This window comes from Fluviicola chungangensis, assembly GCF_007558725.1.
GTDB lineage: Bacteria > Bacteroidota > Bacteroidia > Flavobacteriales_D > Crocinitomicaceae > Fluviicola > Fluviicola chungangensis.
This window is the reverse complement of the sequence record NZ_VLPL01000002.1, coordinates 135470-156650: the sequence shown is the minus strand read 5'-3', so window position 1 is coordinate 156650 and position 21181 is coordinate 135470. Positions and strand designations below refer to the sequence as shown.

The window sequence follows — 21181 nt, the reverse complement described above, 5'->3', positions numbered from 1 at the left end:
ACTATTTAATTCTACAATGATGAAAAAGTTATTGTTCTTAATTGTTCTTCTGCTAAGTGTTGTAAACGCGCAGGGACAAACCTATGACTGGTCTTCAGCACTACCTGCCGATCCTTATGTGTCTGCCGGACAAGTGAAATCACTTATGTACCAGGGCAAACTATACCATTTCAGTGATTCGATCGGGAACTACATCCGTGTTACGATGTATAATCCGGAAATTGGGAACTGGATCTGGCTGGATGCCGAAAACACTCCCATTTCAGCTATGACACGCATCGAAGGGGAAGTGATCGGCAACAAGGCCTATTTCGTAACCGGCGGTTTTGGCGGTTTGTTTGTACACATGTTTGATTTTACGACTAATACAATTGTGGGGTATAACTCATTGATTGCTACCATCGGGCCCGGGTCGTGGGAATTTAAAGCGGATCCGGTATCGGGAACAATCGTCGTGATGTTTACGGAAAATACGAATACAAGTATTTGTACCTTTAACACAACTACCAACACCTGGGACTCCGAATATGGAGTAAACAGCCTGCTTGATCCGGGATTCAGTACATCCGGAAAATTCCTGATCTATTTTTCATCGAGTTCTATTTACTACGGGATTTCGGGAGCGGCCAACAATCGCCTGGCAGTTGCACCCATCACGAATCCGTATGCCCTGACTTATTACAATTCAAGCGGAGCAAACGACGGGCGGTTAAAAACAAATACCGGAACCAACTTCATCTCCGGAAGTTACTTCCTCGTTGGGAACGGACAAAGCCAGCCCAGCATCCTCATGCGAAACTACAGTGACCAAAAGACTTACGAAAAGTCACTATCGGGGACCGGAAATGTGCAATTAAATACAACAACGGATCCTTCTCTGTTCTTTAACTTTGATACGATCCGTTCTGCCACTACCCAAAATGCGAGTTACTCCTTCATACTTTCGAATTTTAGTGCCGCCGGAAACGGCTCTTTGGGAGATTCCTATGTTTTCAAGAAAGACTGGGGAACGGGAACCTGGGATACGCTCGGAATTCAAATCCCGCTTACAGCCGGCTTGAATGATTTGTTCATGCTGTCATTGGGCCAAAACGGAGAACATCTGGCCATCAACTATCAAAATGACGGCTATTACTATTACAAAGTCTGCAATACCAAACCGGAAATCAATCCTGCTTCAATCGTTCCCACCGGTGGAACCTGTTTCAATAGCCAAAACCTGATCTATCATGCGCTGGAGTTTTATGATGACAATAAGGATGGCCCGCTAAAACTTCTGAACTTGACAGATGGAAGCGGGACCATTACCGGAATGACCGCACAATTGATCTATTTTGATAATTCGGTTTCCCCGTCGGTAACCAAATATGCGATCTATGGGTATATTCCTTCAGGAGGAAACGCAAATATTCAATTCCAGTTGTTCGATGGCTACAGTATTACTCCTGTTACATTGCCCAATATCCTTGTCGGAGCAATTTCTGCTCCGGTAGTGACTTTTTCTTCCAATCCCCTGAATTTATGCAGCAACGACAATTTGATCGATCTTTCGAATTACGTTAACTACTACGATCACGGAACCTTCAAGATCAACGGAAATCCCGTGCAGGGAACAACCATCGACGGAACTGTTGTGTCCGTTGGATTTACAGGCGGGTCCATTACATTAAATGACGAAATCAACGGGTGTATGGTTACCGCATCCGCATCCTTAACATTTCCGGCTCTCGGGAGTACTTCTGTTGTTTCTACACCGAGTGCTTGCGGTTCTTCAACCGGAACTGCAACAGTTACCTTCACAGCAGGTGCTTCAACAAACTATACCCTGGAATGGTCGACGGGTGAAACAACCACTACCATTTCCAATTTAGCACCGGGACCTTATTATTACAGCACAACGGACGATTACAATTGTCACCTCACCGGGGTTACATCTGTTGAAGCAACTGGAGTAACGATCACACCAACGATTAACAACGTGACATGTCACGGCCTGAATAACGGATCCATTTCGATCAGCATCGTGAACCCGAATGCTTATCAGTTCCTTTGGTCCAATGGTTATGGAACATCCTCTATTGCCAATTTGGCTCCCGGATCTTATTCCGTAAACGTATGGGATAACAACGGATGCCAGGTTTCCGGTTCTTATACCATCACAGAACCGGCTCCTATCACAGCAAACTTGTTCGGTTTTGAGCCGACTTGCGGTGCTACTGACGGTGGAATTCTTGCCTCTGTAAGCGCTTCATCCCCTGTTTACGACTGGATAGGTACTGGCCAGACCGGTCCTACCTTAAACGGTGTCGGACACGGATCATATACCTTAAAGGTAACAGATGGAAACGGTTGTATCAAGCAATTCATGTACCAGTTGGACGACCATTTTGCAGCGGATATCAACACTACTGTTTTAAAGACAGACTGCAATCAAAGTACAGGTGGTATTTCTGTTGATTTCGTAACTGATCCGAACGGGGGAAACCTCCCAACTTCCTGGTCCTGGTCGAACGGGGCAGCCACTCAAAGCAATTTCAACCTGGCCGAAGGATCTTACACCATTACAGCCATAAGTGGTACGCTGGCACAACCCTGTTACTCCGAAAAAACAATTTTTGTCGGATCGAAAGCTCCATTGGCACAACCGATTTGCCTGGTGACGGTTGATACCCTGACAACAACCAACCTGGTTGTTTGGGAAAGGACCGAAACCTCCGGTATTGATCACTACAACATTTACAGGGAATCCGACCTGGCAGGAAATTACCAGTTGATCGATACAGTCGATGCAGGCAGTTTATCTTACTTCAATGATGTTGTTGCTTCACCGATGAACCGCTCCTGGCGTTATAAACTTTCCGCGGTAAATGCTTGCGGAGCAGAAGGTCCGATCTCTATCGAACACAAAACACTGCACCTGAATACCATTTTGAATGTCGGAAACGGGTCCTTTGATGTCCTGTGGGATGATTACGAAGGTTCAGGAAACGTCAATGGCTATGTTGTCTGGAGAAAAACCGACCAGGTAGACTGGCTTGCTGTCAGCCCGACAATCGCATTGGGAACTTCTTTCTACAACGATACTCCCCCGGCAGGATCAACCGGAGTGGATTATTACATTGAAATGGTGTTGAACTCACCGTGTACAGCTGAAAAAGCACAGGATTTCAACACCACACGCTCCAACCGTGAGCGCGGGCAATTTGCAGCCGGAGACGGAGTAGACGGAGCTTCATCCAACGGAGTAGACGAGAACTATTTGAATGGAATAACCTTCTATCCGAACCCTACTCACGGAGAGGTGACTTTCGTCCAGGACGGGAACCAAACCATTACGTACCGAATAACAGATCTTTCCGGGAAAGCTGTGAGCATGACGACAAGCGCTCAATCCAAAATTTCCATCCAATTGAATGATCTTCAAGCCGGTATCTACCTGGTTGAGATCCGTTCTGCTCATTCGAAAGTCATCAAACGTATGTGTAAATATTAAACTATATTGATTTAGTAATTCAGGTGTCCCGGTTCATTTAGGTGAATCGGGACACTTTTTTTACCAACCATTTGTAGAAAGACCGAAAACACTCAAAGAGAACTGCAAGACACGAGTATCTTTAAATGTCCAAACTATATTTGGTTACCTTTGCTGCTTATGAATTGCTAACATAAAAATCCTTATGAAAAAACTACTCACGCTACTAGTTGTTTTTGTTTCAACCTTTTCCTTCTCTCAGGGATGGAATTATATTGGAAGTTCAACCGGAATTGCCAATGCCACTGAAGTGGATATAGAAACTACTCCCGGTGGGAATTTATATGCCGCTGCGCTTAACGCAGGAGTGGTAACTGTTTATAAATGGAGCCCGATTACCTCGTCATGGGTCTCCATGTCGGGTGCAACCATTCCGGGAACGTCTTCCGGCCTTGATCTATTGATAATTGGTGAAACCACTCCCGTTTTTGCTGTAAAATCAAAACAGGGAACAGCCATATTGGATCAATATTTATATATCTATAAATTCAACGGTACTTCATGGATTTATCAGAACTATGCAGGTGGTTACAACATACTCAATTACAACGATGATTATTCCCTGAAAGCAAATTCTTCGGGTCAGCTGGTCCTAACATTTTTCAATGAAAATGAACAGGCAACCGGTTATTTTCCGGATAACGCACTTATAACAGTCAATTTGTCAACAAGTGCTGTTTTTGGAGGTGCCAGCCCAAACTTGGAACAAACCAGTTTTGCCGGCCGATTAAGTTCTTGTGTAGATGGAAATACTACGTATGTTATTCATGAAGAAGCCGATATGTCCGATTATATTCCAATGGATGTTTCTGTGAATGGTGCGGCCTACTCCAACAACACATTGGATAACATGGACGGTGCTTACAAAATGCTGATCGACAAAACCAATGGTGCTACTGTTACCAGTTCTGTTTGGTCTGTTACATCATCACCATACCCATTAAGATTGCGTTCATTCAATGGAACAACTTTCGGCACACAGACCATTGTCAGCAGCAGCGGAGCAGTCGCTGACTTCGACTTTGACACATACTTTTCCGATGCTTATATATTCTACAAGACGACTTCCTGTTTCTTTAAGAAAGTGACCAATGTATCGGCAGTAACCCCTACAGTCAGTACCATTTCCAGCGGATCAACTTTGGCACCATCTACGGCTACTTGCTTAAGAATGGAAGTATACAACGGGATTTATGTCATTGCTTATATCGACGGGGGGAAATTCTACGTAAAAGAATACAATCAATTGGCAAACATTGAAGATTACGATGTATTTGTCATGTGTGAATCTTCCGTATTCAATAATTCAGCGAGCAACTCCATTTACTGCCTGGACCCGAACTTCAGTCAACAAGGTTTAACCATGACTTGTGTTTCACAAAACGTGGGTATTATTCCGAACTCGGCAATCAATGTCTTTGGTGCAGGAACACTGGGCTTCTCACTAAACATCAACAATACAAACGATGTTAGTTCACCGACTATCGTTGATTTGCAATTTGAACTATTTGATAATGGTATTTCGTGCGGTACTACTCTGATTCCAATTACGGTAAACCCAAAACCGACTATCAACTTTACCAATCCTGTCAATGCCGTTTGTGAAAACGCAAATCCGATCAATTTGAATAACTGGGTAATACCAAACGGCGGGACCTGGTCGGGAACAGGGATTCTCAACAATACCTTTTATCCTTCCTATCCGACAAACTCAACAATAGTCGTAAGTTATACGAAAACGAACCAATTCGGTTGTACCAGCTCAGCGACCCTGCCATTTACAATCAATCAAACTCCTGATCTGAACGTTACGACAACCACTTCAAACTGTAATCAAAATACAGGAACCGCTTCGGTAGCAATTACGAACGGGCAGTCGCCTTATTCCATCTACTGGAGTACCGGTTCTACCCAATCAAGTGTTTCCGACCTGGCTCCTGGTCAGTACCTGGTTTCCGTAACAGATGCAAACGGATGTCTTGCTACGTCTACTTCCATGGTGGGTTCCAACGGGCTTTCCCAAACCGGCGTTACGGCTGGAGCATCCTGTTACGGAACAAACAATGGTTCCATTAACGTTACCGTTGCCGGAGGAGCCGCTCCATTGGTGTATGCCTGGTCAAACGGCGAAACTTCCGAGGATATTACCGGATTAACCGGCGGACCATACGAATTAACGATCACAGATGCAATCGGGTGTGTCTCTACTGCAACCTATACAATAGATGAACCACAACAAATCATGCTGAACCAAATGATGGTGACACAACCGGCTTGTTCTGCAACAAACGGACAAGTGGTCGCCTCGTTCAACGGAGGAACTTCCCCGTTCACGTATACCTGGACAGATGGCCAGGGAGCAGCTGTCGGTACCAATAGTGCCACGCTGACAAATATTGGTGCCGGAACTTATAATTGTACCATAACTGATGCAAACGGATGTACATTCAATGCTGCTGCACTGGTATCCAATAATTTCGGACCAACGCTGGCAATTGATACCATCATTCCATCTTCCTGCTCGGGCGACGGACAGATTCAATTAACAGTAATCTCCGGAAATCCAACCGATTATTTGTGGACAAACGGTGCAACAACTCAAAACATTTCCAATCTGAGCCCGGGAGCTTATTCCGTTTCCGTAACCGGAGCTTCGGGTTGTGTTACTGTTTTGGGTGGAACGGTAGAATCAACATTACCGGACCCGGTTGAAATCTGTTTGGTTACGGTTGATTCCACGACCAATACGAACCTGGTTGTCTGGGAAAAGCCGATTACAACCGGTATTGATCACTTCAATATCTACCGGGAAACTTCCCAGGCCGGTCTATACCAATTGGTTGGTTCCGTGCTTTACACAGACGAATCTATTTACAACGATCTGGTGGCATCTCCGAATGTGCGTTCCTGGAGATACAAAATCTCCTCTGTGGATGATTGCGGGAACGAATCCGAATTAAGTTTAACACACAAAACGATCCACCTGGTGATCAGCCATGGATTGGGAAGCGATATCAACTTATTCTGGGACAACTACGAAGGCTTTAACTACCCGAACTTCGTATTGAGAAAACATACGGATGCGGCTGGATGGACAACTCTTCAAACCATGCCGAATAACCTGTTTACCTTTACCGATGGCAACGTAACATCAACAGATGGTTTGTACTATGAAGTTACGGTTGATGCTCCGAGCATATGTTCAAGTACCAAAATGGCGCAGGATTTCAATACCACCAGGTCCAACCGGGATAACCGTTTGTCTACCGGGCAACCGAACTCAATCTCTGAATTGTTGAACCAGGTGGTAACGGTTTATCCGAATCCGGCAACTGATTTCCTAACTATTGAGAATAGCTCCAGTCAATTGATTGAAGCACGCATCCTGGACCAAACAGGAAGAATTATTTCAGCTTCCACCCTGGTACCGGGTCAAACGAAAATAGACTGTGGAAAACTTGCCATGGGAGTCTACAACCTCGAACTGCACTCATTGGGCGCTAAAACACTGAAGCGCTTTGTGATAGAACGATAAAGAAAAGATTAAAAGGGAGTTAAAAGCTCCCTTTTTTAATCACAAATCTTTGTCAATAAGTTTGATTCTTTCAAGGTGTAACAGATTTGGGAAAGAAGTACTTTAATAGAAATACTTCAGCATGGCTAAAAAGAATAAACTATTCGTATTAGATACTTCTGTACTATTACACGACCACGACGCGATCATGCATTTCGAAAGACATGATGTCGCTATTCCAATTACAGTTTTGGAAGAATTGGACAAATTCAAAATCGGAAATGACACCAAAAATTTCTCAGCCCGTGAAGTAATTCGTTTCATTGACAAAATCTCGGCAAACGGAGGCTTACAACAATGGATTACCCTGGGACCAAATTTAGGTGCATTCAAAGTACTGCTTGATTCACAACCGAAAGGAGTAGATGCGGAGGCCGTATATGGTTCCGGAAAGAATGACCACAAAATTATCAATGCAACCCTTGCAGTAAAAGAGCAAGAACCCAAAAAGGAAGTAATCCTGGTCACAAAAGATATCAACCTGCGCATCAAAGCAAAGGCGCTCGGAATCCTTGCAGAAGATTACGAAACAGGTAAAGTGCATTCCAACGAATTGGAACAAACCTCCAGTTCTACGATTGAAGGCATCGAATCCGAGACCATCAAGCAATTATTCCTGAAAGGAACGATCGATGAAGATGGTATTTTGGGCAATCAGAAGGTGGCCAATGGATACTACATCCTCAAAAACGGGAAAAGTTCCGGGCTGGCTTATTTCGATCCGCACACCGACACTCTTCAGCGGGTAGAAAAAGAGTATACTTCCGGGATCAAACCCAAAAATGCAGAACAGGCTTTTGCCATCAATGCATTGATGAACAACAACATCAAACTGGTTGCCTTGCAGGGTGTGGCCGGGACAGGAAAAACCCTATTGGCATTGGCAGCAGCATTGGAACAGCACAAACTCTTTCAACAGATCATTCTCGCCCGCCCGCTGGTTCCTTTATCCAACAAGGAAATCGGGTTCCTCCCGGGTGATGCAAAAGACAAGATTGGTCCGTATATGGAACCGCTTTGGGACAATTTGAAATTCATCAAATCCCAATTCGGGGAAAATGAAAAAAGACACAAGCACATTGTAGAAATGGAGGAAAGCGGCCGGATCTTAATTACTCCTCTTGCCTTTATCCGCGGGAGAAGCTTATCCAATATTTTGTTCATCGTCGACGAAGCACAAAACCTGACTCCGCACGAAGTGAAAACCATCATTACCCGTGCCGGAGAAGGAACTAAAATTGTTTTCACGGGTGACGTTCACCAGATCGATACACCATACCTCGATGAGAACAGTAACGGTTTGGCTTACCTCATCGACCGGTTGAAAGGTCAAAACCTGTTTGCACATGTCCGCCTGGAAAAAGGAGAACGCTCCGAGCTGGCGAATCTTGCAAATGATTTGCTTTAAACCCTAAATTTGTAATTTAATATCCTAAAAAATCTTTTATGAAAAAACTAAAACTAGCGTTCGTGTTGATTGCCGGGTTTAATTTAACTGCCATGGCCCAAAAGATCCGCACGGAATCAGGGGATCTTTCCTTTTTGAAAGGAGAAACCGAATTAAATATCAAGTATGATTTCTCTGATTTTCAAGTGGGTGGATTCTCAAGCGAATCCGAATACAAAAACAAGAAAATCAAAGAATACAACGAAAAGGAAGCCGGAAGGGGTGATACCTGGGAAAAATCGTGGGAACGCGACAAAAAAGAACGGTTCCCCAATAAATTCGAAGAATTGTTTGATAAAGGTTTGACAGGAAAGATTCACATCGCTCAGAACAATGAGAAAGCAAAGTATACCCTGATTATAAAAACAACATTCATTGAACCCGGGTTCAATATTGGGGTTGTGCGCAGAAACGCTGCGGTTGCTTTTGAGTACATTTTTGTTGAATCAGATAATGAATCCAAAGTGATGGCTAAATTGAAGCAGCCGGATGTACCGGGATCTCAATTCGGCGGATACGATTACGACACCGGTACCCGCATCTCCGAATCTTATGCGAAGGCTGCAAAAATGCTTGCAGCATATATCCTGAAAAACATAAAGTAATTGCTTTTACCAATAAAATGAATGCCTCAGTCCACGGATCGAGGCATTTTTAGTTTAATCGATTTCTTCTGCGTAAATTCACCCCTAAAAATTTGATGTAATTATGGGTACTTTTCGCAGCGATCTTTCGAACACAGAATTTCCGCTTTCGGAACGCATTTCAGCACGGACCATCCGGGGTTCTATATTGGAACTTATCCAAAAAGAAAATCCTGACTTCAATGAAACATGCCACTTGTCTATCAGCGAACTGAACAACTACCGGGAAAAATACCTTTCCGACATGATGCAGGATCAATTGGGTGAATTATCCGACCTGGACAAAACAGTCCTGGCCTCGCTCAACGAGAAAAAACTGCTTTCGGACCAATTGGAAGACCAGGCCGATCCGGATACACTGGGCCAGCGCGTAGCAGATAAAGTAGCAACCTTTGGCGGAAGCTGGACCTTCATCATTTCTTTTATGGCCTTTTTACTGCTCTGGATAGCGTTCAATGCGTTCTTCCTCCTTAACAAAGGCTTTGATCCCTATCCTTTCATTCTCTTAAACCTGATCCTGTCCTGCCTGGCAGCTTTGCAGGCGCCGGTAATTATGATGAGCCAGAACAGGCAGGAAGAAAAAGACAGGGAACGTGCAAAGAAAGATTATATGATCAACCTGAAATCCGAAGTGGAGATCCGGTTGCTGCACGACAAAATCGATCACCTCATCATTCACCAGCAACAGGAGCTATTGGAAATGCAAAAAATGCAGCTGGACACAATGAAGGATCTGCTTTCGAAGCATAAAGAGAAAGACGAATGACGCCTACCCGGTTTTACTATCCTTCACCCGGATTTTCGATATACTGGAAAAGCGGAAACGGGAAGAAACTTGCAGAAAAACTAACCGGTAATTTTCCCGCAAAGGCAGCGATCGAACAGTTTATTCCCCGGCTTTTTGAAACAGACGAGCTCGCAGACCGTGTTATCCGGGAAGTGTACCAGGTCCACGGCTTTAAACAGGCTGACCAATGGATCACGCAACTGTTGGATGGTGAAAAGGGAAAAGATGTTCCGGAATCCCTTCATCAAATCATCATTCAGATCACTCACAAACCTTCCTGGTTAAATCCGGAATGGTTGGAAAAAGGAGCCGCACTCTGCAGAAGATCGGGTTCTATCGGGTTAATGGTTTTGCGCAATTACTGTTTGATGGGCGGTTACGAATCTTCCGCGATCAACAAACCGCTCGTTTTTACAGGAGCATTAAAAAAGGGCGCTGCTAAGCGCTTAACAGAAACAACTGAATTCTGGGTTAGGATCGTTGGGGAAAATGCCATTACAAGTACCCAAAACGGCCTAAAAGAATGTTTGAAGATCCGCCTGATGCATGCCTATGCACGGGTAAGCATTCTCGACGAAGGAAAATGGCGGGAAAGCGATTGGGGAGCACCGCTCAACCAATGGGACATGCTTGCAACCAACCTGGGTTTTTCGATCATCTTTTTGGACGGTATTCGCAAGCTTGGAATGAAACCTACCCAAGAAGAAATTCGGGGCTTGTTCCATTTTTGGAAATACGTTGGTTACTTATTGGGAACACCCGAATCTTATTTCCCGGAATCCGAATCGGAAGCCATTCGTGCGATTTACGCCTGGACCATCACGCAGGCTCCGGCAGACGAAGACACTCTCGCGCTTGCCTTAGCATTGACTCTCGAACCCCTCGACGGACCTTTCCCGGATAAAAACTGGCAAAAGAAACTTGTATATAAAACCCATTTGGGCTACAATTGGTACTTTCTCGGAAAAGCCTCCTGCGAGACCATGCAGCTGCCCAAAACAATCTGGCGGATTTTCCCTCCTATTCAGCGGTTCTTTGTAAATCTGGGACAACCATTCGTACACCTTTCCACGAAAAGTTATCAGCGGTCCGTAAAGCGCAACCGCAAAGCCCAAACGAAGGTGGTGAATGCGTACCTGGAAAGTCACGGGAGAAAAACAATTACCGGCAGATGATCAGCTATTGGGTATTTGGACTAATGGCCATTGCAGCCACCTATTCGATAACCATATTTATTATTCAGCTCATTCGGTACCTGAAGCATAAATTCTCTGAAACGGGACTGCTTGATCAGGAAACAGATGAAGAATAGCAGGCTACTTTCCCGATGGATTCTCCAATCCCCCATAGGTATACACATTATACGGAAGAATGAATCGCGCGATACGCTGTGCCAGAAAACTGCTGATGAACAATGGGATAAACAGTGAATAACCGTTAGGGACCAGGTTACAAACCAGGATCAATGCAGTAAACGGGGCTGAAATAGCAGATGAAAGCGTAGCCGCAACTCCTGCCAAAGCAAAATTAAGCGGGATCAATTCCGTGTGGAAAATTTGATTGCAGATCAGCGCAAAAAATAAGCCCAGAACAGCTCCTGCAACAATGCTCGGAGCAAATACGCCGCCATCTCCGCCGGCACCTAAAGTAAGTGCCGCTACCAATGGTTTGATCAGGATCAACAAAGCTAAAATCAGAAGGGAAACCGGTTCTTTGTCCAATACCTGGTTGATTAAATCCGTGAGTCCGTGATAACTATCCCCATAAAGAAAAGGAAGGCATAAAATCGCAAAACCTACCAACAATGCTCCCAGGTTCACACGCAGGAAATTATTCGGAATACGTGCGAAAAAGTCCTTGACGCGGATAACCAGGATGGTAAAATAAACCGAAAGTAACGCCCCGAATAAACTCAACAGGGCAAAGAATGGCAATGCTTCCCAGGCCCAATGCTGAACTTCAAAAGACAGTAACGGCTTACTATCCTGACTCAGAATAAACATCCAGGTCACCAATCCGGCTGAAAGGCAACTGATCAAAAGAGATTTGTTCATCTTTCGTGCAATGACCTCAAGCGCAAAGAATATTCCCACCAACGGACTTTCAAACAGCACCCCTACTCCTGCAACTACTCCTGCACTGACCAATTCGCGCTTATACATCTTGGCAGAAAAATCGCGCTTGTAAGCCTCATTCCCCACTGTTGCCGTTGCAACAACCGTCGACACTTCAATTCCGGTCGATCCGCCAAAGACCACTGTAAAAAATCCATTTATCAAATGAGAAGGGACTTTGAACAGGGGCAGATGGTCCTTTCGATGGTCCAGGGTTTTATAAATTTCGGTAATTCCCTTGTTCTTGCGGTTCAGAAAAAGGTACTTGCGCAGAAAGTAAATTGTGGTAATCCCACAAGTCGGCAGCACAAGGAACCAGATAAGGTTGGTTCCTGTAACAAATGTAAAAAGACGATGCTGAAACAGTTCGGTCAGCCACTTCAGCACAAAAGCCAAAATGCAGCAGATCAAAGTTGTTCCCATCGAAACGATGACCAGTTTCACATCATTATACAGGATGATCCGTTCTCTTTCTGTCATACCGCAAATCTACTAACTTATCTCCCGCAGATAACGGGGATAACGCAGATTTTCACAGCTATATATTATAAAACAATCAAAAAACACTTAATAATCAAGTGTTTAAAACATCATAAACAAGTAATTACCTATCTCAAGATTTCAAACTTAAAATTAGGAATTCTGGTCAATTTCAATACTATTCACTTAAATAGTAATATTATCAGAAAAGTAAATAAGCTATAAAAATCACTCACACCCTCCAAAATAGTTTATCTGCACAATTAACGAAATCTGCGGGAACCTTTAACGAATCTCTCCGCCGGCCTCGAATCCTTTTTCAGGGATCATGAAGCTCAGTTTTCCATCTTCGTTTTCTGCCATCAAGATCATTCCCTGGGATTCTACTCCACGGATCTTCCTTGGGGCCAGGTTCATCAAAACTGCCACCGTTTTCCCGATGATTTCTTCCGGAGTATAATGTTCGGCTATCCCGGAAACGATCGTGCGTGTATCAATTCCGGTATGGACTGTCAGTTGCAATAACTTATCTGCCTTCGGAACACGGATCGCATCGGTAATCGTTCCCAATCGGATATCCATTTTCGTGAAATCATCAAACGAAGTTTCCTCTTTTTGCGGAGGGAAATTCGTTGCAGCTTGCGGTTGTGAGGCGTGCAAATATTCGACTTCTTTTGCTACGAATTCGTCATCGATTTTTTGGAATAAAATCGTTGGGGTATTCGTCTGGTCACCTGCATTCAATAAAATGCTTCCTGCTTTATCCCAGGATTGCGGTTGTGTTCCGACAAATCCGCGAATTTTGGCAGCCGTTTCGGGCAAGAACGGATCCAACACCAAACCAAGATTTGCCGTAATTTGCAACGCAATATTCATAATTGTTTCCACACGTTTCGGATCGGTTTTCACCAACTTCCACGGTTCGTTGTCCGCCAGGTATTTGTTTCCGATACGCGCCAACAACATGGCTTCTGCCTGCGCATCACGCAATTTATACTGATAAACCAGGTTTGCAATGCGTTGCGGAATGGCTTTCATATCGTCAAGCACTTGTTGATCTTCCGGTGTCAATTCACCACATGCAGGAACCTTCCCTTCGTAATATTTTTGAGTCAGCACCAATGCACGGTTGATGAAATTCCCCAGGATATCTGCCAATTCGTTGTTCACACGTGCCTGGTATTCTTTCCAGGTAAACTCTGCATCCTTCGTTTCGGGAGCAATACAGGTCAGTGTATATTTTAATTCATCGATTTTGTCCGGGTATCTTTCCAGGTATTCATGTAACCAAACAGCCCAATTGCGGGAAGTGGAGAATTTGTCACCTTCCAGGTTAAGAAATTCGTAAGCCGGTACGTTGTCAGGCAAAATGAATCCACCGTGATCTTTCAACAGGATCGGGAAAATGATGGCGTGGAATACGATGTTGTCTTTCCCGATGAAGTGGACCAATTTACGGTCTTCGTTGCACCAGTAATCCTTCCAGTCCTTTCCGTTATCCAGAGCCCATTGCTTGGTAGCAGAAATATACCCGATCGGTGCATCCAGCCACACATACAATACCTTTCCGTCTGCTCCCGGAAGTGGAACGGGAACTCCCCAGTCCAGGTCGCGGGTCATGGCACGCGGGTGTAATCCGCCGTCAATCCAAGACATACACTGACCAATCACCTGGTTTCTCCACGTTTTCGGGTCGTGCTGTTTTTTACCATCCAGGATTCCTTCCTTGATCCACGGACGCAGCCATTCTTCGTGACGGTCCATTGGCAGGAACCAGTGAGAAGTTGTTCTCAAAACCGGTTTCAATCCGCTCAAAGTGGAAACAGGATTCTTCAAATCCGTCGGGCTCAAATCCGACCCGCATTTCTCGCATTGATCTCCGTAAGCATTCGGGTTTCCACAATTCGGGCATTCTCCTGTGATGTATCTGTCAGCTAAAAATTGCTGGTATTCTTCGTCGTAATATTGTTCTGTCGTTTCTTCGATAAACTTCCCTTTCTTCTCCAACACCTTGAAGAAATCCTGTGCCGTTTCGATGTGAATTTGGGCTGAGGTCCGGTGAAAAATATCGAAGGAGATATTGAACTGTTTGAATGAATCACCGATAATCTTATTGTACTTGTCTACGATCTCACGCGGGGTGATTCCCTCTTTTTTCGCGCGCAAGGTGATCGCAGCGCCGTGTTCATCCGACCCACAAATGAAAGCAACATCGTGTCCGTTCGAACGCAGGAAGCGCACAAAAATGTCAGCAGGCAGGTAAACACCGGCAACGTGTCCTAAATGAAGGGGTCCGTTCGCATATGGGAGCGCAGCTGTTACGGTAAATTTCGATTTATTCATGACACAAAAATAGGAAATAAAGCTCACGCAGATTGCGCGGATTACGCGGATTTAATAAACCGTAAAGAAAGGAAGAATAAAGAGGCTTGCTCCTTCCCTCTCTGGGCAGGAACTCGTCGGGAGGAGGATAATCCAGATTCTCTTTTCTCCCGGTAATTATAAGAATTTCGCAGATGCAATTACCCGCAAAGATTCAGAGAGGCGAGGGAAAACTAAAGATAGGGATAGCCATTTGTTCTTCGGATCAGCTAATATCGGACCAGCTAATAATTGTGTTACACGATTGATTCTCAGTAAAAAATGTGGTAAATACGGTTGATCATTTGAATGAAGCTTGTTAGGTTTGCCTTGAATACTAAACTATCAAAATGGAAAATAAAAAAGTCCAAGTATTTGGTTACATACTGGGTGAATTAAGTTTTATCATTCTCCCCTTTTTAGTTATGACATTAATCTTTGCAAACGAAAAAAACTTATCAAAGATTTTTGAGCAACCTGAATGGGCGTTAACTGCTGCCGTCGTCTTTGGACAATCAATAATCAGATTAACACATTTCATAGTAAAACTTGGGAAAAACGGCACAGATGTTTATCACTATAATGTTGGGGCATTAATCGCACTTTTAATTTTATTGGGATTAGTGCCAAGTCTAATTATTCTTGCATTGATCTACACAAGCGATACTGTTCAACTATGGCACATAATAATACAAATGACTCTTTTTGTTCTATCAATCGTCATCTTTTGTTTTGTTTGCAAATTGCAAGTTGAACAAGAATAGATCACCTATACACCCCGCATTTTATAATTACCATGTTTGAAGAATACCAAATTGCATATAAGGAATTCATGAATTCTACTGAAAATGCAGTAAGAATCTCTGAATCCTCTAGAAATATTCCAGTAGAATTCAAAATACAATTTTCACATAATTTGTATACAAAAATGCTTCTAAATTGTATGAGCATTTTAAAACTATGCCCAAACGATAAAAGTGGCTTTCTGGATTTTTTTTCGATTGCAACCTTAACAAGAGCCTTAATGGAGAATTTTGCTGTATATCATTATATGAGTTCCAAAACGAATGACCCCGAAGAAGATGATTTTAAATTAAAAATGGCAATTTTTCATTGGGACTGCGAAAAGTTTGCTCTCTATAAAGAACTGAAATTCTGTAATGAAGATTTAAAAGAGTTTGAAGAAGTACTGCCGAAAAGAGCTTCGGATTTGGAGACACATCCTTATTTCTCTAAAGTTCACAAAGATAAACGAAAAAAAATCCTAAAAGGACAAGTTTCTATGCTCAAAAGTCATTTTGAAATACTTAGAGAGATTGACTTTGGTAGTGCCCCTATAACTGCAATGTATCGATTCTATTCTAATTATACTCACTCAACAGCATTTTCCATTATGACAATGCGTAATGAAAGAGGCATGGGAGACCAAAATGAAGCCGAAATCGGTTATACATGCTTTGCATTAGAGTTTGCAGATTTAATATTAAGAAAAGGAGTAAATAAACTTATAGATTTGTTACCTGAATTAGTAAGTAAAGCAGATTCTGAAGTAATTAAATATTTTAGATCATAAATAACATGAGTATCATCATGTCAACTTAAGTTATTAAATCAGGAATGACACTGGAGAAAGTGGCTACAAGTAAACGCCCATCAAAACATCTGTGAATCTGCGGTAAAAAATTCCTTATCTTAGCTTCAATCATTCACAACTCGGAATTCGTAATTAATAAAATGCTCACGTCCATACATCCCAAACTTCCCATGCGGAGCAAACAAACGACCAGGGAGTTCTATCAAAAACTCGGTTTCCAGGAATTTGGCAATGTCGATTTCCCCGATTACCTCATCATGGAAAAGGGGGGAATTGAAATTCACTTTTTCCTTTTTAAAGAACTCGATCCGAAGGAAAACTATGGACAAGTTTACATCCGATCGAATGATATTGACCTCGATTATCTGAAACTCTCAGAACGGCATACAGCAGCCATCCACCCGAACGGTCATTTGGAAGACAAACCCTGGGGACAGCGCGAATTTTCCATCCTCGACCCGGATAATAATTTGCTTACTTTTGGACAAACCGGGTAAACATTTAAGCTTGGTCAACGATAAGAATTCAGCATTTGCAATTAACCAATGATTTTCACAATCAAACTTTGACCAATGAAATTCCTTCCTCTGCTAATACTTGTAATCCTCTCTTCTTGTGGAAACGAACCTGCGGTTCCCCAGAAGAAAGTCGATGCACCAGTTACATTGGAGCTGTTTGAAACCTACGACATCGACGATATCAGGGAAGAATGGCTTGAAGCCTTCAAATGGACTGCTGAAAATGATACCGAGCGGCCACATTTCAGTTCCGAGAAAGAATGGGCAGAACAAATTGCCTTTAAAGGATTGAGATCCGTCCTGATCACCGGCTACAGTCATGCCGTCGCTTTGGTTAAAACGAAAGATATACCGGCTGTTGACTCTATGCTGGCAATTCCGGAAGTTGCGAACCTCTTCCCGAAAGACCTGCAGTTCATGTGGTCGAAATACGAAAAAGAAGACCCCCTTGAAAACTTTAAAGGCTATTTACTCTACGCCGTCAAACTTCCGAAAGACAAAAAAGCAGTCGTAAATTCACACGACGTTTCTGAATCCGTACCAGCCGACAACGCGGAACACCCAACCATGGACCTAAACCTGATTATGACCAAAAAAGGATCCCAAAAGCTGGAAGCCTTTACCCGCAAAAATGAGAACCGTTACATAGCAGTAGTGATCGACGGAAAAGTTGTCAGCTGCCCGCTTGTTCAGGAAACAATCTCAGGTGAAATGAAACTCAGCCAAAACTTTACCATGGAGCAAGCCGGAGAAGTATCAGACCGCATCAATGCCGGAAGATTAAAAGCAACAGTTTCTGATACTTCCAAGCCTTAGCACAATCATTCGTAATTCAAATCAAATCATTTGTATTTTTGGCAGAAATAGTAGCGTTATGAAATGCATCCCTTTACTTCTGTTATCAATCATTTTTTCCTGCGGATCGGGCTCCAAACCACTCAACCTGAAAAACGCAAAACCCGGAAACCTGCAGTTCTTTGAGACTTACAACATCCAGGAGATTTACCCATACTGGCAGGCAGCCTGCAATCCAATGCATGGTAACGACACCACTGTTTCAAAAGGAAAAGAGAGCATGTTAAAAATAGATCCGAGAGGTTTGCGCGGGCTGGTTCATGCATCTGAATTCATGATTGGCTATGTCTACGAAGAAGATCTGTCTAAAGTAGATGCCATGCTGGCAATTCCTGAAATTAAGAACCTGTTCCCAAAAGACCTGCGTTTCATGTGGTCTTTCAAAGCAGAAAGTGTTGATAACGGAAGCGGAGCAAAAACATATTCCTTGTATGCAATCAAAATTCCGGACGGAGGTAAAGCAAAAATAGATGGAAGACACATTGAAACGGTAGAAACAGCTATAGCCGACTACAATGGGATGCCGGTTATCCGGATTTCCATGAACGACCAGGGATCTCACGATTGGGAAATTATGACGCGCAAGAATATCGGTCGGCCGATTGCTATTACAATCGATGATCACGTGCTTTCCTGCCCGGTGGTGAACGATGCCATTACAGGAGGTGAAACCGAAATCAGCGGAAACTTTACCAAGAAAGAAGCAGAAGAGTTAGCCGCAAGGATTCATGCAGGAATTAAGTAAATATGTTCTTTAGTCACATTAAAGAAACAAAAAGGCTCAATCAGCTAGATCTTACTTCATATGAAGGTAGACGTGTTTATTACAACAAGGTCCGAAATTATAGTTCTCTGATCTTGAAAATAGCGTGCGTCCTTTTTTTCGTGGTTATAGCCATTTTTATGCGCGACAGTAAAAATGAAGCTACGTTAGGGTTTGTCTTTTTAATGTGTTTGGGAGGTTTATTGCTGCTCGATTCCATTTTTAAAAGCATCGGAATACTTTTATTGAAAAATCCGTTATTTATATTGAACGGGAAACACCTGTTTTACCTGCGCACCAACCAATCATACGACATTCGCGACTATACGTTCAGTGACGAATATATTGGCCGAACCAATTATTTTGGAACCTTTTGCATGGCAGACAAAAAAAGAAAGCGAATTATAACAGAAAAGAATTGGCATCTTAAAAATGAAGAGATATTCAAATCCCAATTAAAATACAACAAACTTCTTTTGAAAAAAGAGATTGGTAATCGCTAAATTCCATTTAAAAACACGAATATGAAACAGTCAAAAGTTGCTTCTGTGGGTTTTCTTATCGGGCTTTTTCTCCTGCTATTAAACGATTTTTACCTGAAAGAAACGTATGGGAATTGGCTCACCGGAAAACTCAGTGATTTCGCAGGATTATTCATTTTTCCTATTTTCCTGGGCCTGTTCAATGCCAAACGAATACAACTGAATTACATTTTTAGTACAGTATTCTTTGTGTTTTGGAAATCAGACCTTTCAACGGATTTCCTGCTTTTAACCAACCAACTGTTTCACACGGAATTTTCCCGGGTAGTCGATTACAGCGATCTTATAGCATTGTCCATCTTACCACTCTCCTATTGGTATTCGGCAAAAGCAAAAAACCGGAACTTCCAATTCTTAAAACCGGTAATCGTATGTGTTTCCGTTTTCTCATTCTACGCTACTTCTACCCCGGATTCAGACAGAAATACTCCCATAACCGGCCGTTACTACCGGGTATGGGATAGTGAAACATTCGACCAGCCGGTCCTGCAAATCGGTTATCAATCCAAAAGCTGCACATCCTGTTATGGCATTATTTTAGGACCCGATGTTGTTTCGTATGGGTATAACGACGATTTTATCCTGGCAAAAATAAATCCGGTAATCAACGACACCTCCAAAACAGTGTATGCAATTTTAGTCGTATCCAAAGACAGCACAGACAATTTCGGAGACAAAGAGGTGTATAACGGACTTTCACAAACCGATTTTCTTCAAAAAAGAAAAGAGCTCCATGTTCCTCATTCCATCGTTTTACGAAAAAGATAAACCACAAAATAGCTTATATTTATCTCCAACAACCTGAATAACATATTTCATGAAGCAATTAAGTCTTATAGGATTGGTCTTTCTGACCTTGACCGCTTGTAAAAAAGAAAAGAATTCGAATTCCGAACCTACAGCAAACTACCACACATTTGCCGGGGATATTGGAATCAGAGATAATTCCACCTGTTTATCCGATGACGGAAATTTATTGATCTGCGGGAACAATGGGGCCGATCTTTCCGTTCTAAAAATCACCAAATCGGGGACACAGATCTGGAGAACGGATTTTAACGCCGGAAACACGAGTTCAGCAAGCGGAATTACTCAGAAGAACGGGGAAATTTTTGTTTGCGGATATACCTATAGAAATTATGCGTCCCAAAACATGGACGTCTTATTGACAAAATTAAATGCCTCCGGAGACACTATTTGGACGAAAACATATGGGACAACAGAGGCAGATCGTGGGAATAATATCATTGCAACTTCTGACGGGAACTTGTTGATTTCAGCAAGAACGGAAGGTTTCGGAGCCGGAACATTTGGCGATATTTACCTGATCAAAGTGGATGTAAATGGAAATTTGATCTGGGAAGCAAGTTATGCCGATCCCGACCAGGAAACTGCTTATCACCTAATGGAAACCCAAAACGGAGAATACCTGGTTACGGGAACTAACGAAGATCCAGGTGGTAGTGGCAGAGCGCTTTACTTGCTGAAAGTCAGTGCTTCCGGGCAACAATTATGGACAAAGAATATAGGTCCTATTTGGAAATGGGGATTTTCAACGATTGAAACAACATCCGGTGAGTTAATAATCTGTGGACAGCAATACCTTCCTTTTCAGCAAACCCAGGTCATGCTTATAAAAACGGATCATTTGGGTAACGTGATCTGGGAAAAAGAATACGGAAATACTCAATTTGGTATTTCAGAAACAGGAAATTCCGTTAAGCAAAACCCGGACGGAACTTTTACCATCTGTGGATCCGTATACGATATAAACACGGGTGCAACGAAAATAATCCTGGTAAAAGCCGACGAAAACGGGAATCAGATTTGGTTCAAAAAGTTTAACGATTATACCGGGGGAAATGCTCTAAACCTTTTGAAAGACGGGAATGATAACATTCTGACGGGTAACCGGAATGAAGGTATCTTTATGACAAAAACAGATGGAGATGGTGTCTACAAATAACATA

General features: G+C 43.0%; 18 protein-coding genes. 16 read left to right on the top strand and 2 right to left on the bottom strand.

Annotated elements, in window-relative coordinates:
• Nucleotides 1–19: 19 nt before the first annotated feature.
• The 7 genes from FO442_RS04340 to FO442_RS18680 all read left to right on the top strand — a co-directional run bounded on the left by FO442_RS04340 (nt 20) and on the right by FO442_RS18680 (nt 11296).
• Nucleotides 20–3493, top strand: a complete 3474-nt coding sequence (locus FO442_RS04340; RefSeq protein ID WP_186279892.1) for a T9SS type A sorting domain-containing protein — start codon at nt 20–22, stop codon at nt 3491–3493.
• 184 nt (nt 3494–3677) lie between these two features.
• Nucleotides 3678–7067, top strand: coding sequence for a T9SS type A sorting domain-containing protein (locus tag FO442_RS04335; protein ID WP_144331928.1), 3390 nt, complete (start codon nt 3678–3680; stop codon nt 7065–7067).
• A 121-nt stretch (nt 7068–7188) separates the two neighbouring features.
• A complete protein-coding gene (locus FO442_RS04330) occupies nt 7189–8514 on the top strand; it encodes a PhoH family protein (protein ID WP_144331927.1) in 1326 nt (441 codons plus the stop codon).
• A 38-nt stretch (nt 8515–8552) separates the two neighbouring features.
• Nucleotides 8553–9158 (top strand): hypothetical protein, encoded by a 606-nt coding sequence (locus FO442_RS04325; RefSeq protein ID WP_144331926.1) that lies wholly within the window; start codon nt 8553–8555, stop codon nt 9156–9158.
• 103 nt (nt 9159–9261) lie between these two features.
• A complete protein-coding gene (locus FO442_RS04320; protein WP_144331925.1) occupies nt 9262–9963 on the top strand; it encodes a DUF1003 domain-containing protein in 702 nt (233 codons plus the stop codon).
• Nucleotides 9960–11159 carry an oxygenase MpaB family protein gene (locus FO442_RS04315; protein ID WP_144331924.1) on the top strand — a complete coding sequence of 400 codons (1200 nt, stop codon included), beginning with the start codon at nt 9960–9962 and terminating at the stop codon, nt 11157–11159. Before FO442_RS04320 ends, FO442_RS04315 begins: the two co-directional genes overlap by 4 nt.
• Nucleotides 11156–11296, top strand: coding sequence for a hypothetical protein (locus FO442_RS18680; RefSeq protein WP_186279890.1), 141 nt, complete (start codon nt 11156–11158; stop codon nt 11294–11296). The genes FO442_RS04315 and FO442_RS18680 overlap by 4 nt, the downstream gene beginning before the upstream one ends.
• Nucleotides 11297–11300: 4 nt before the next feature.
• Here FO442_RS18680 and FO442_RS04310 read toward each other — a convergent pair whose 3' ends face one another.
• Nucleotides 11301–12521, bottom strand: coding sequence for a chloride channel protein (locus tag FO442_RS04310; RefSeq protein WP_246073811.1), 1221 nt, complete (start codon nt 12519–12521; stop codon nt 11301–11303).
• Between FO442_RS04310 and FO442_RS04305 the strand changes: the two genes are divergently transcribed.
• Nucleotides 12453–12803, top strand: coding sequence for a GxxExxY protein (locus tag FO442_RS04305; RefSeq protein WP_246073810.1), 351 nt, complete (start codon nt 12453–12455; stop codon nt 12801–12803). The two genes, FO442_RS04310 and FO442_RS04305, sit on opposite strands and share 69 nt — an antisense overlap.
• Nucleotides 12804–12863: 60 nt before the next feature.
• On the opposite strand, the gene metG is transcribed toward FO442_RS04305, so the two are convergent.
• Nucleotides 12864–14921, bottom strand: a complete 2058-nt coding sequence (gene metG, locus FO442_RS04300; RefSeq protein ID WP_144331922.1) for a methionine--tRNA ligase — start codon at nt 14919–14921, stop codon at nt 12864–12866.
• A 368-nt stretch (nt 14922–15289) separates the two neighbouring features.
• Here metG and FO442_RS04295 point away from each other — a divergent pair, with 368 nt between their 5' ends.
• The 8 genes from FO442_RS04295 (at nt 15290) to FO442_RS04260 (ending at nt 21177) form a co-directional block, all read left to right on the top strand.
• Complete coding sequence (locus FO442_RS04295; RefSeq protein WP_144331921.1) at nt 15290–15703, top strand: hypothetical protein; 414 nt, start codon at nt 15290–15292, stop codon at nt 15701–15703.
• Nucleotides 15704–15771: 68 nt separating this feature from the next.
• Nucleotides 15772–16512: a DUF5677 domain-containing protein gene (locus tag FO442_RS04290; RefSeq protein ID WP_144331920.1), complete on the top strand. Its 741-nt coding sequence runs from the start codon at nt 15772–15774 to the stop codon at nt 16510–16512.
• 161 nt (nt 16513–16673) lie between these two features.
• Nucleotides 16674–17030, top strand: a complete 357-nt coding sequence (locus FO442_RS04285; protein ID WP_144331919.1) for a bleomycin resistance protein — start codon at nt 16674–16676, stop codon at nt 17028–17030.
• A gap of 75 nt (nt 17031–17105) precedes the next feature.
• Nucleotides 17106–17867 (top strand): SecDF P1 head subdomain-containing protein, encoded by a 762-nt coding sequence (locus FO442_RS04280; protein WP_144331918.1) that lies wholly within the window; start codon nt 17106–17108, stop codon nt 17865–17867.
• Nucleotides 17868–17925: 58 nt separating this feature from the next.
• Entirely contained in the window at nt 17926–18651 is a 726-nt protein-coding gene (locus FO442_RS04275) for a SecDF P1 head subdomain-containing protein (RefSeq protein WP_144331917.1), read from the top strand.
• Between the two features lie 158 nt (nt 18652–18809).
• Complete coding sequence (locus tag FO442_RS04270) at nt 18810–19172, top strand: hypothetical protein (protein ID WP_144331916.1); 363 nt, start codon at nt 18810–18812, stop codon at nt 19170–19172.
• Nucleotides 19173–19193: 21 nt separating this feature from the next.
• Nucleotides 19194–19979 carry a hypothetical protein gene (locus FO442_RS04265; protein ID WP_144331915.1) on the top strand — a complete coding sequence of 262 codons (786 nt, stop codon included), beginning with the start codon at nt 19194–19196 and terminating at the stop codon, nt 19977–19979.
• 49 nt (nt 19980–20028) lie between these two features.
• On the top strand, nt 20029–21177 hold the full coding sequence (locus tag FO442_RS04260; protein ID WP_144331914.1) for an outer membrane protein assembly factor BamB family protein: 1149 nt from the start codon (nt 20029–20031) through the stop codon (nt 21175–21177).
• The last annotated feature ends 4 nt before the right edge of the window (nt 21178–21181 follow it).

What these genes read in the sequence shown, in the direction of transcription:
- FO442_RS04340 (WP_186279892.1), top strand. Translation starts at nt 20, where the DNA reads ATGAAAAAGTTATTGTTCTTAATTGTTCTTCTGCTAAGTGTTGTAAAC.
- FO442_RS04335 (WP_144331928.1), top strand. Translation starts at nt 3,678, where the DNA reads ATGAAAAAACTACTCACGCTACTAGTTGTTTTTGTTTCAACCTTTTCC.
- FO442_RS04330 (WP_144331927.1), top strand. Translation starts at nt 7,189, where the DNA reads ATGGCTAAAAAGAATAAACTATTCGTATTAGATACTTCTGTACTATTA.
- FO442_RS04325 (WP_144331926.1), top strand. Translation starts at nt 8,553, where the DNA reads ATGAAAAAACTAAAACTAGCGTTCGTGTTGATTGCCGGGTTTAATTTA.
- FO442_RS04320 (WP_144331925.1), top strand. Translation starts at nt 9,262, where the DNA reads ATGGGTACTTTTCGCAGCGATCTTTCGAACACAGAATTTCCGCTTTCG.
- FO442_RS04315 (WP_144331924.1), top strand. Translation starts at nt 9,960, where the DNA reads ATGACGCCTACCCGGTTTTACTATCCTTCACCCGGATTTTCGATATAC.
- FO442_RS18680 (WP_186279890.1), top strand. Translation starts at nt 11,156, where the DNA reads ATGATCAGCTATTGGGTATTTGGACTAATGGCCATTGCAGCCACCTAT.
- FO442_RS04305 (WP_246073810.1), top strand. Translation starts at nt 12,453, where the DNA reads ATGCTGAAACAGTTCGGTCAGCCACTTCAGCACAAAAGCCAAAATGCA.
- FO442_RS04310 (WP_246073811.1), bottom strand. Translation starts at nt 12,521, where the DNA reads ATGGGAACAACTTTGATCTGCTGCATTTTGGCTTTTGTGCTGAAGTGG.
- metG (WP_144331922.1), bottom strand. Translation starts at nt 14,921, where the DNA reads ATGAATAAATCGAAATTTACCGTAACAGCTGCGCTCCCATATGCGAAC.
- FO442_RS04295 (WP_144331921.1), top strand. Translation starts at nt 15,290, where the DNA reads ATGGAAAATAAAAAAGTCCAAGTATTTGGTTACATACTGGGTGAATTA.
- FO442_RS04290 (WP_144331920.1), top strand. Translation starts at nt 15,772, where the DNA reads ATGAATTCTACTGAAAATGCAGTAAGAATCTCTGAATCCTCTAGAAAT.
- FO442_RS04285 (WP_144331919.1), top strand. Translation starts at nt 16,674, where the DNA reads ATGCTCACGTCCATACATCCCAAACTTCCCATGCGGAGCAAACAAACG.
- FO442_RS04280 (WP_144331918.1), top strand. Translation starts at nt 17,106, where the DNA reads ATGAAATTCCTTCCTCTGCTAATACTTGTAATCCTCTCTTCTTGTGGA.
- FO442_RS04275 (WP_144331917.1), top strand. Translation starts at nt 17,926, where the DNA reads ATGAAATGCATCCCTTTACTTCTGTTATCAATCATTTTTTCCTGCGGA.
- FO442_RS04270 (WP_144331916.1), top strand. Translation starts at nt 18,810, where the DNA reads ATGCGCGACAGTAAAAATGAAGCTACGTTAGGGTTTGTCTTTTTAATG.
- FO442_RS04265 (WP_144331915.1), top strand. Translation starts at nt 19,194, where the DNA reads ATGAAACAGTCAAAAGTTGCTTCTGTGGGTTTTCTTATCGGGCTTTTT.
- FO442_RS04260 (WP_144331914.1), top strand. Translation starts at nt 20,029, where the DNA reads ATGAAGCAATTAAGTCTTATAGGATTGGTCTTTCTGACCTTGACCGCT.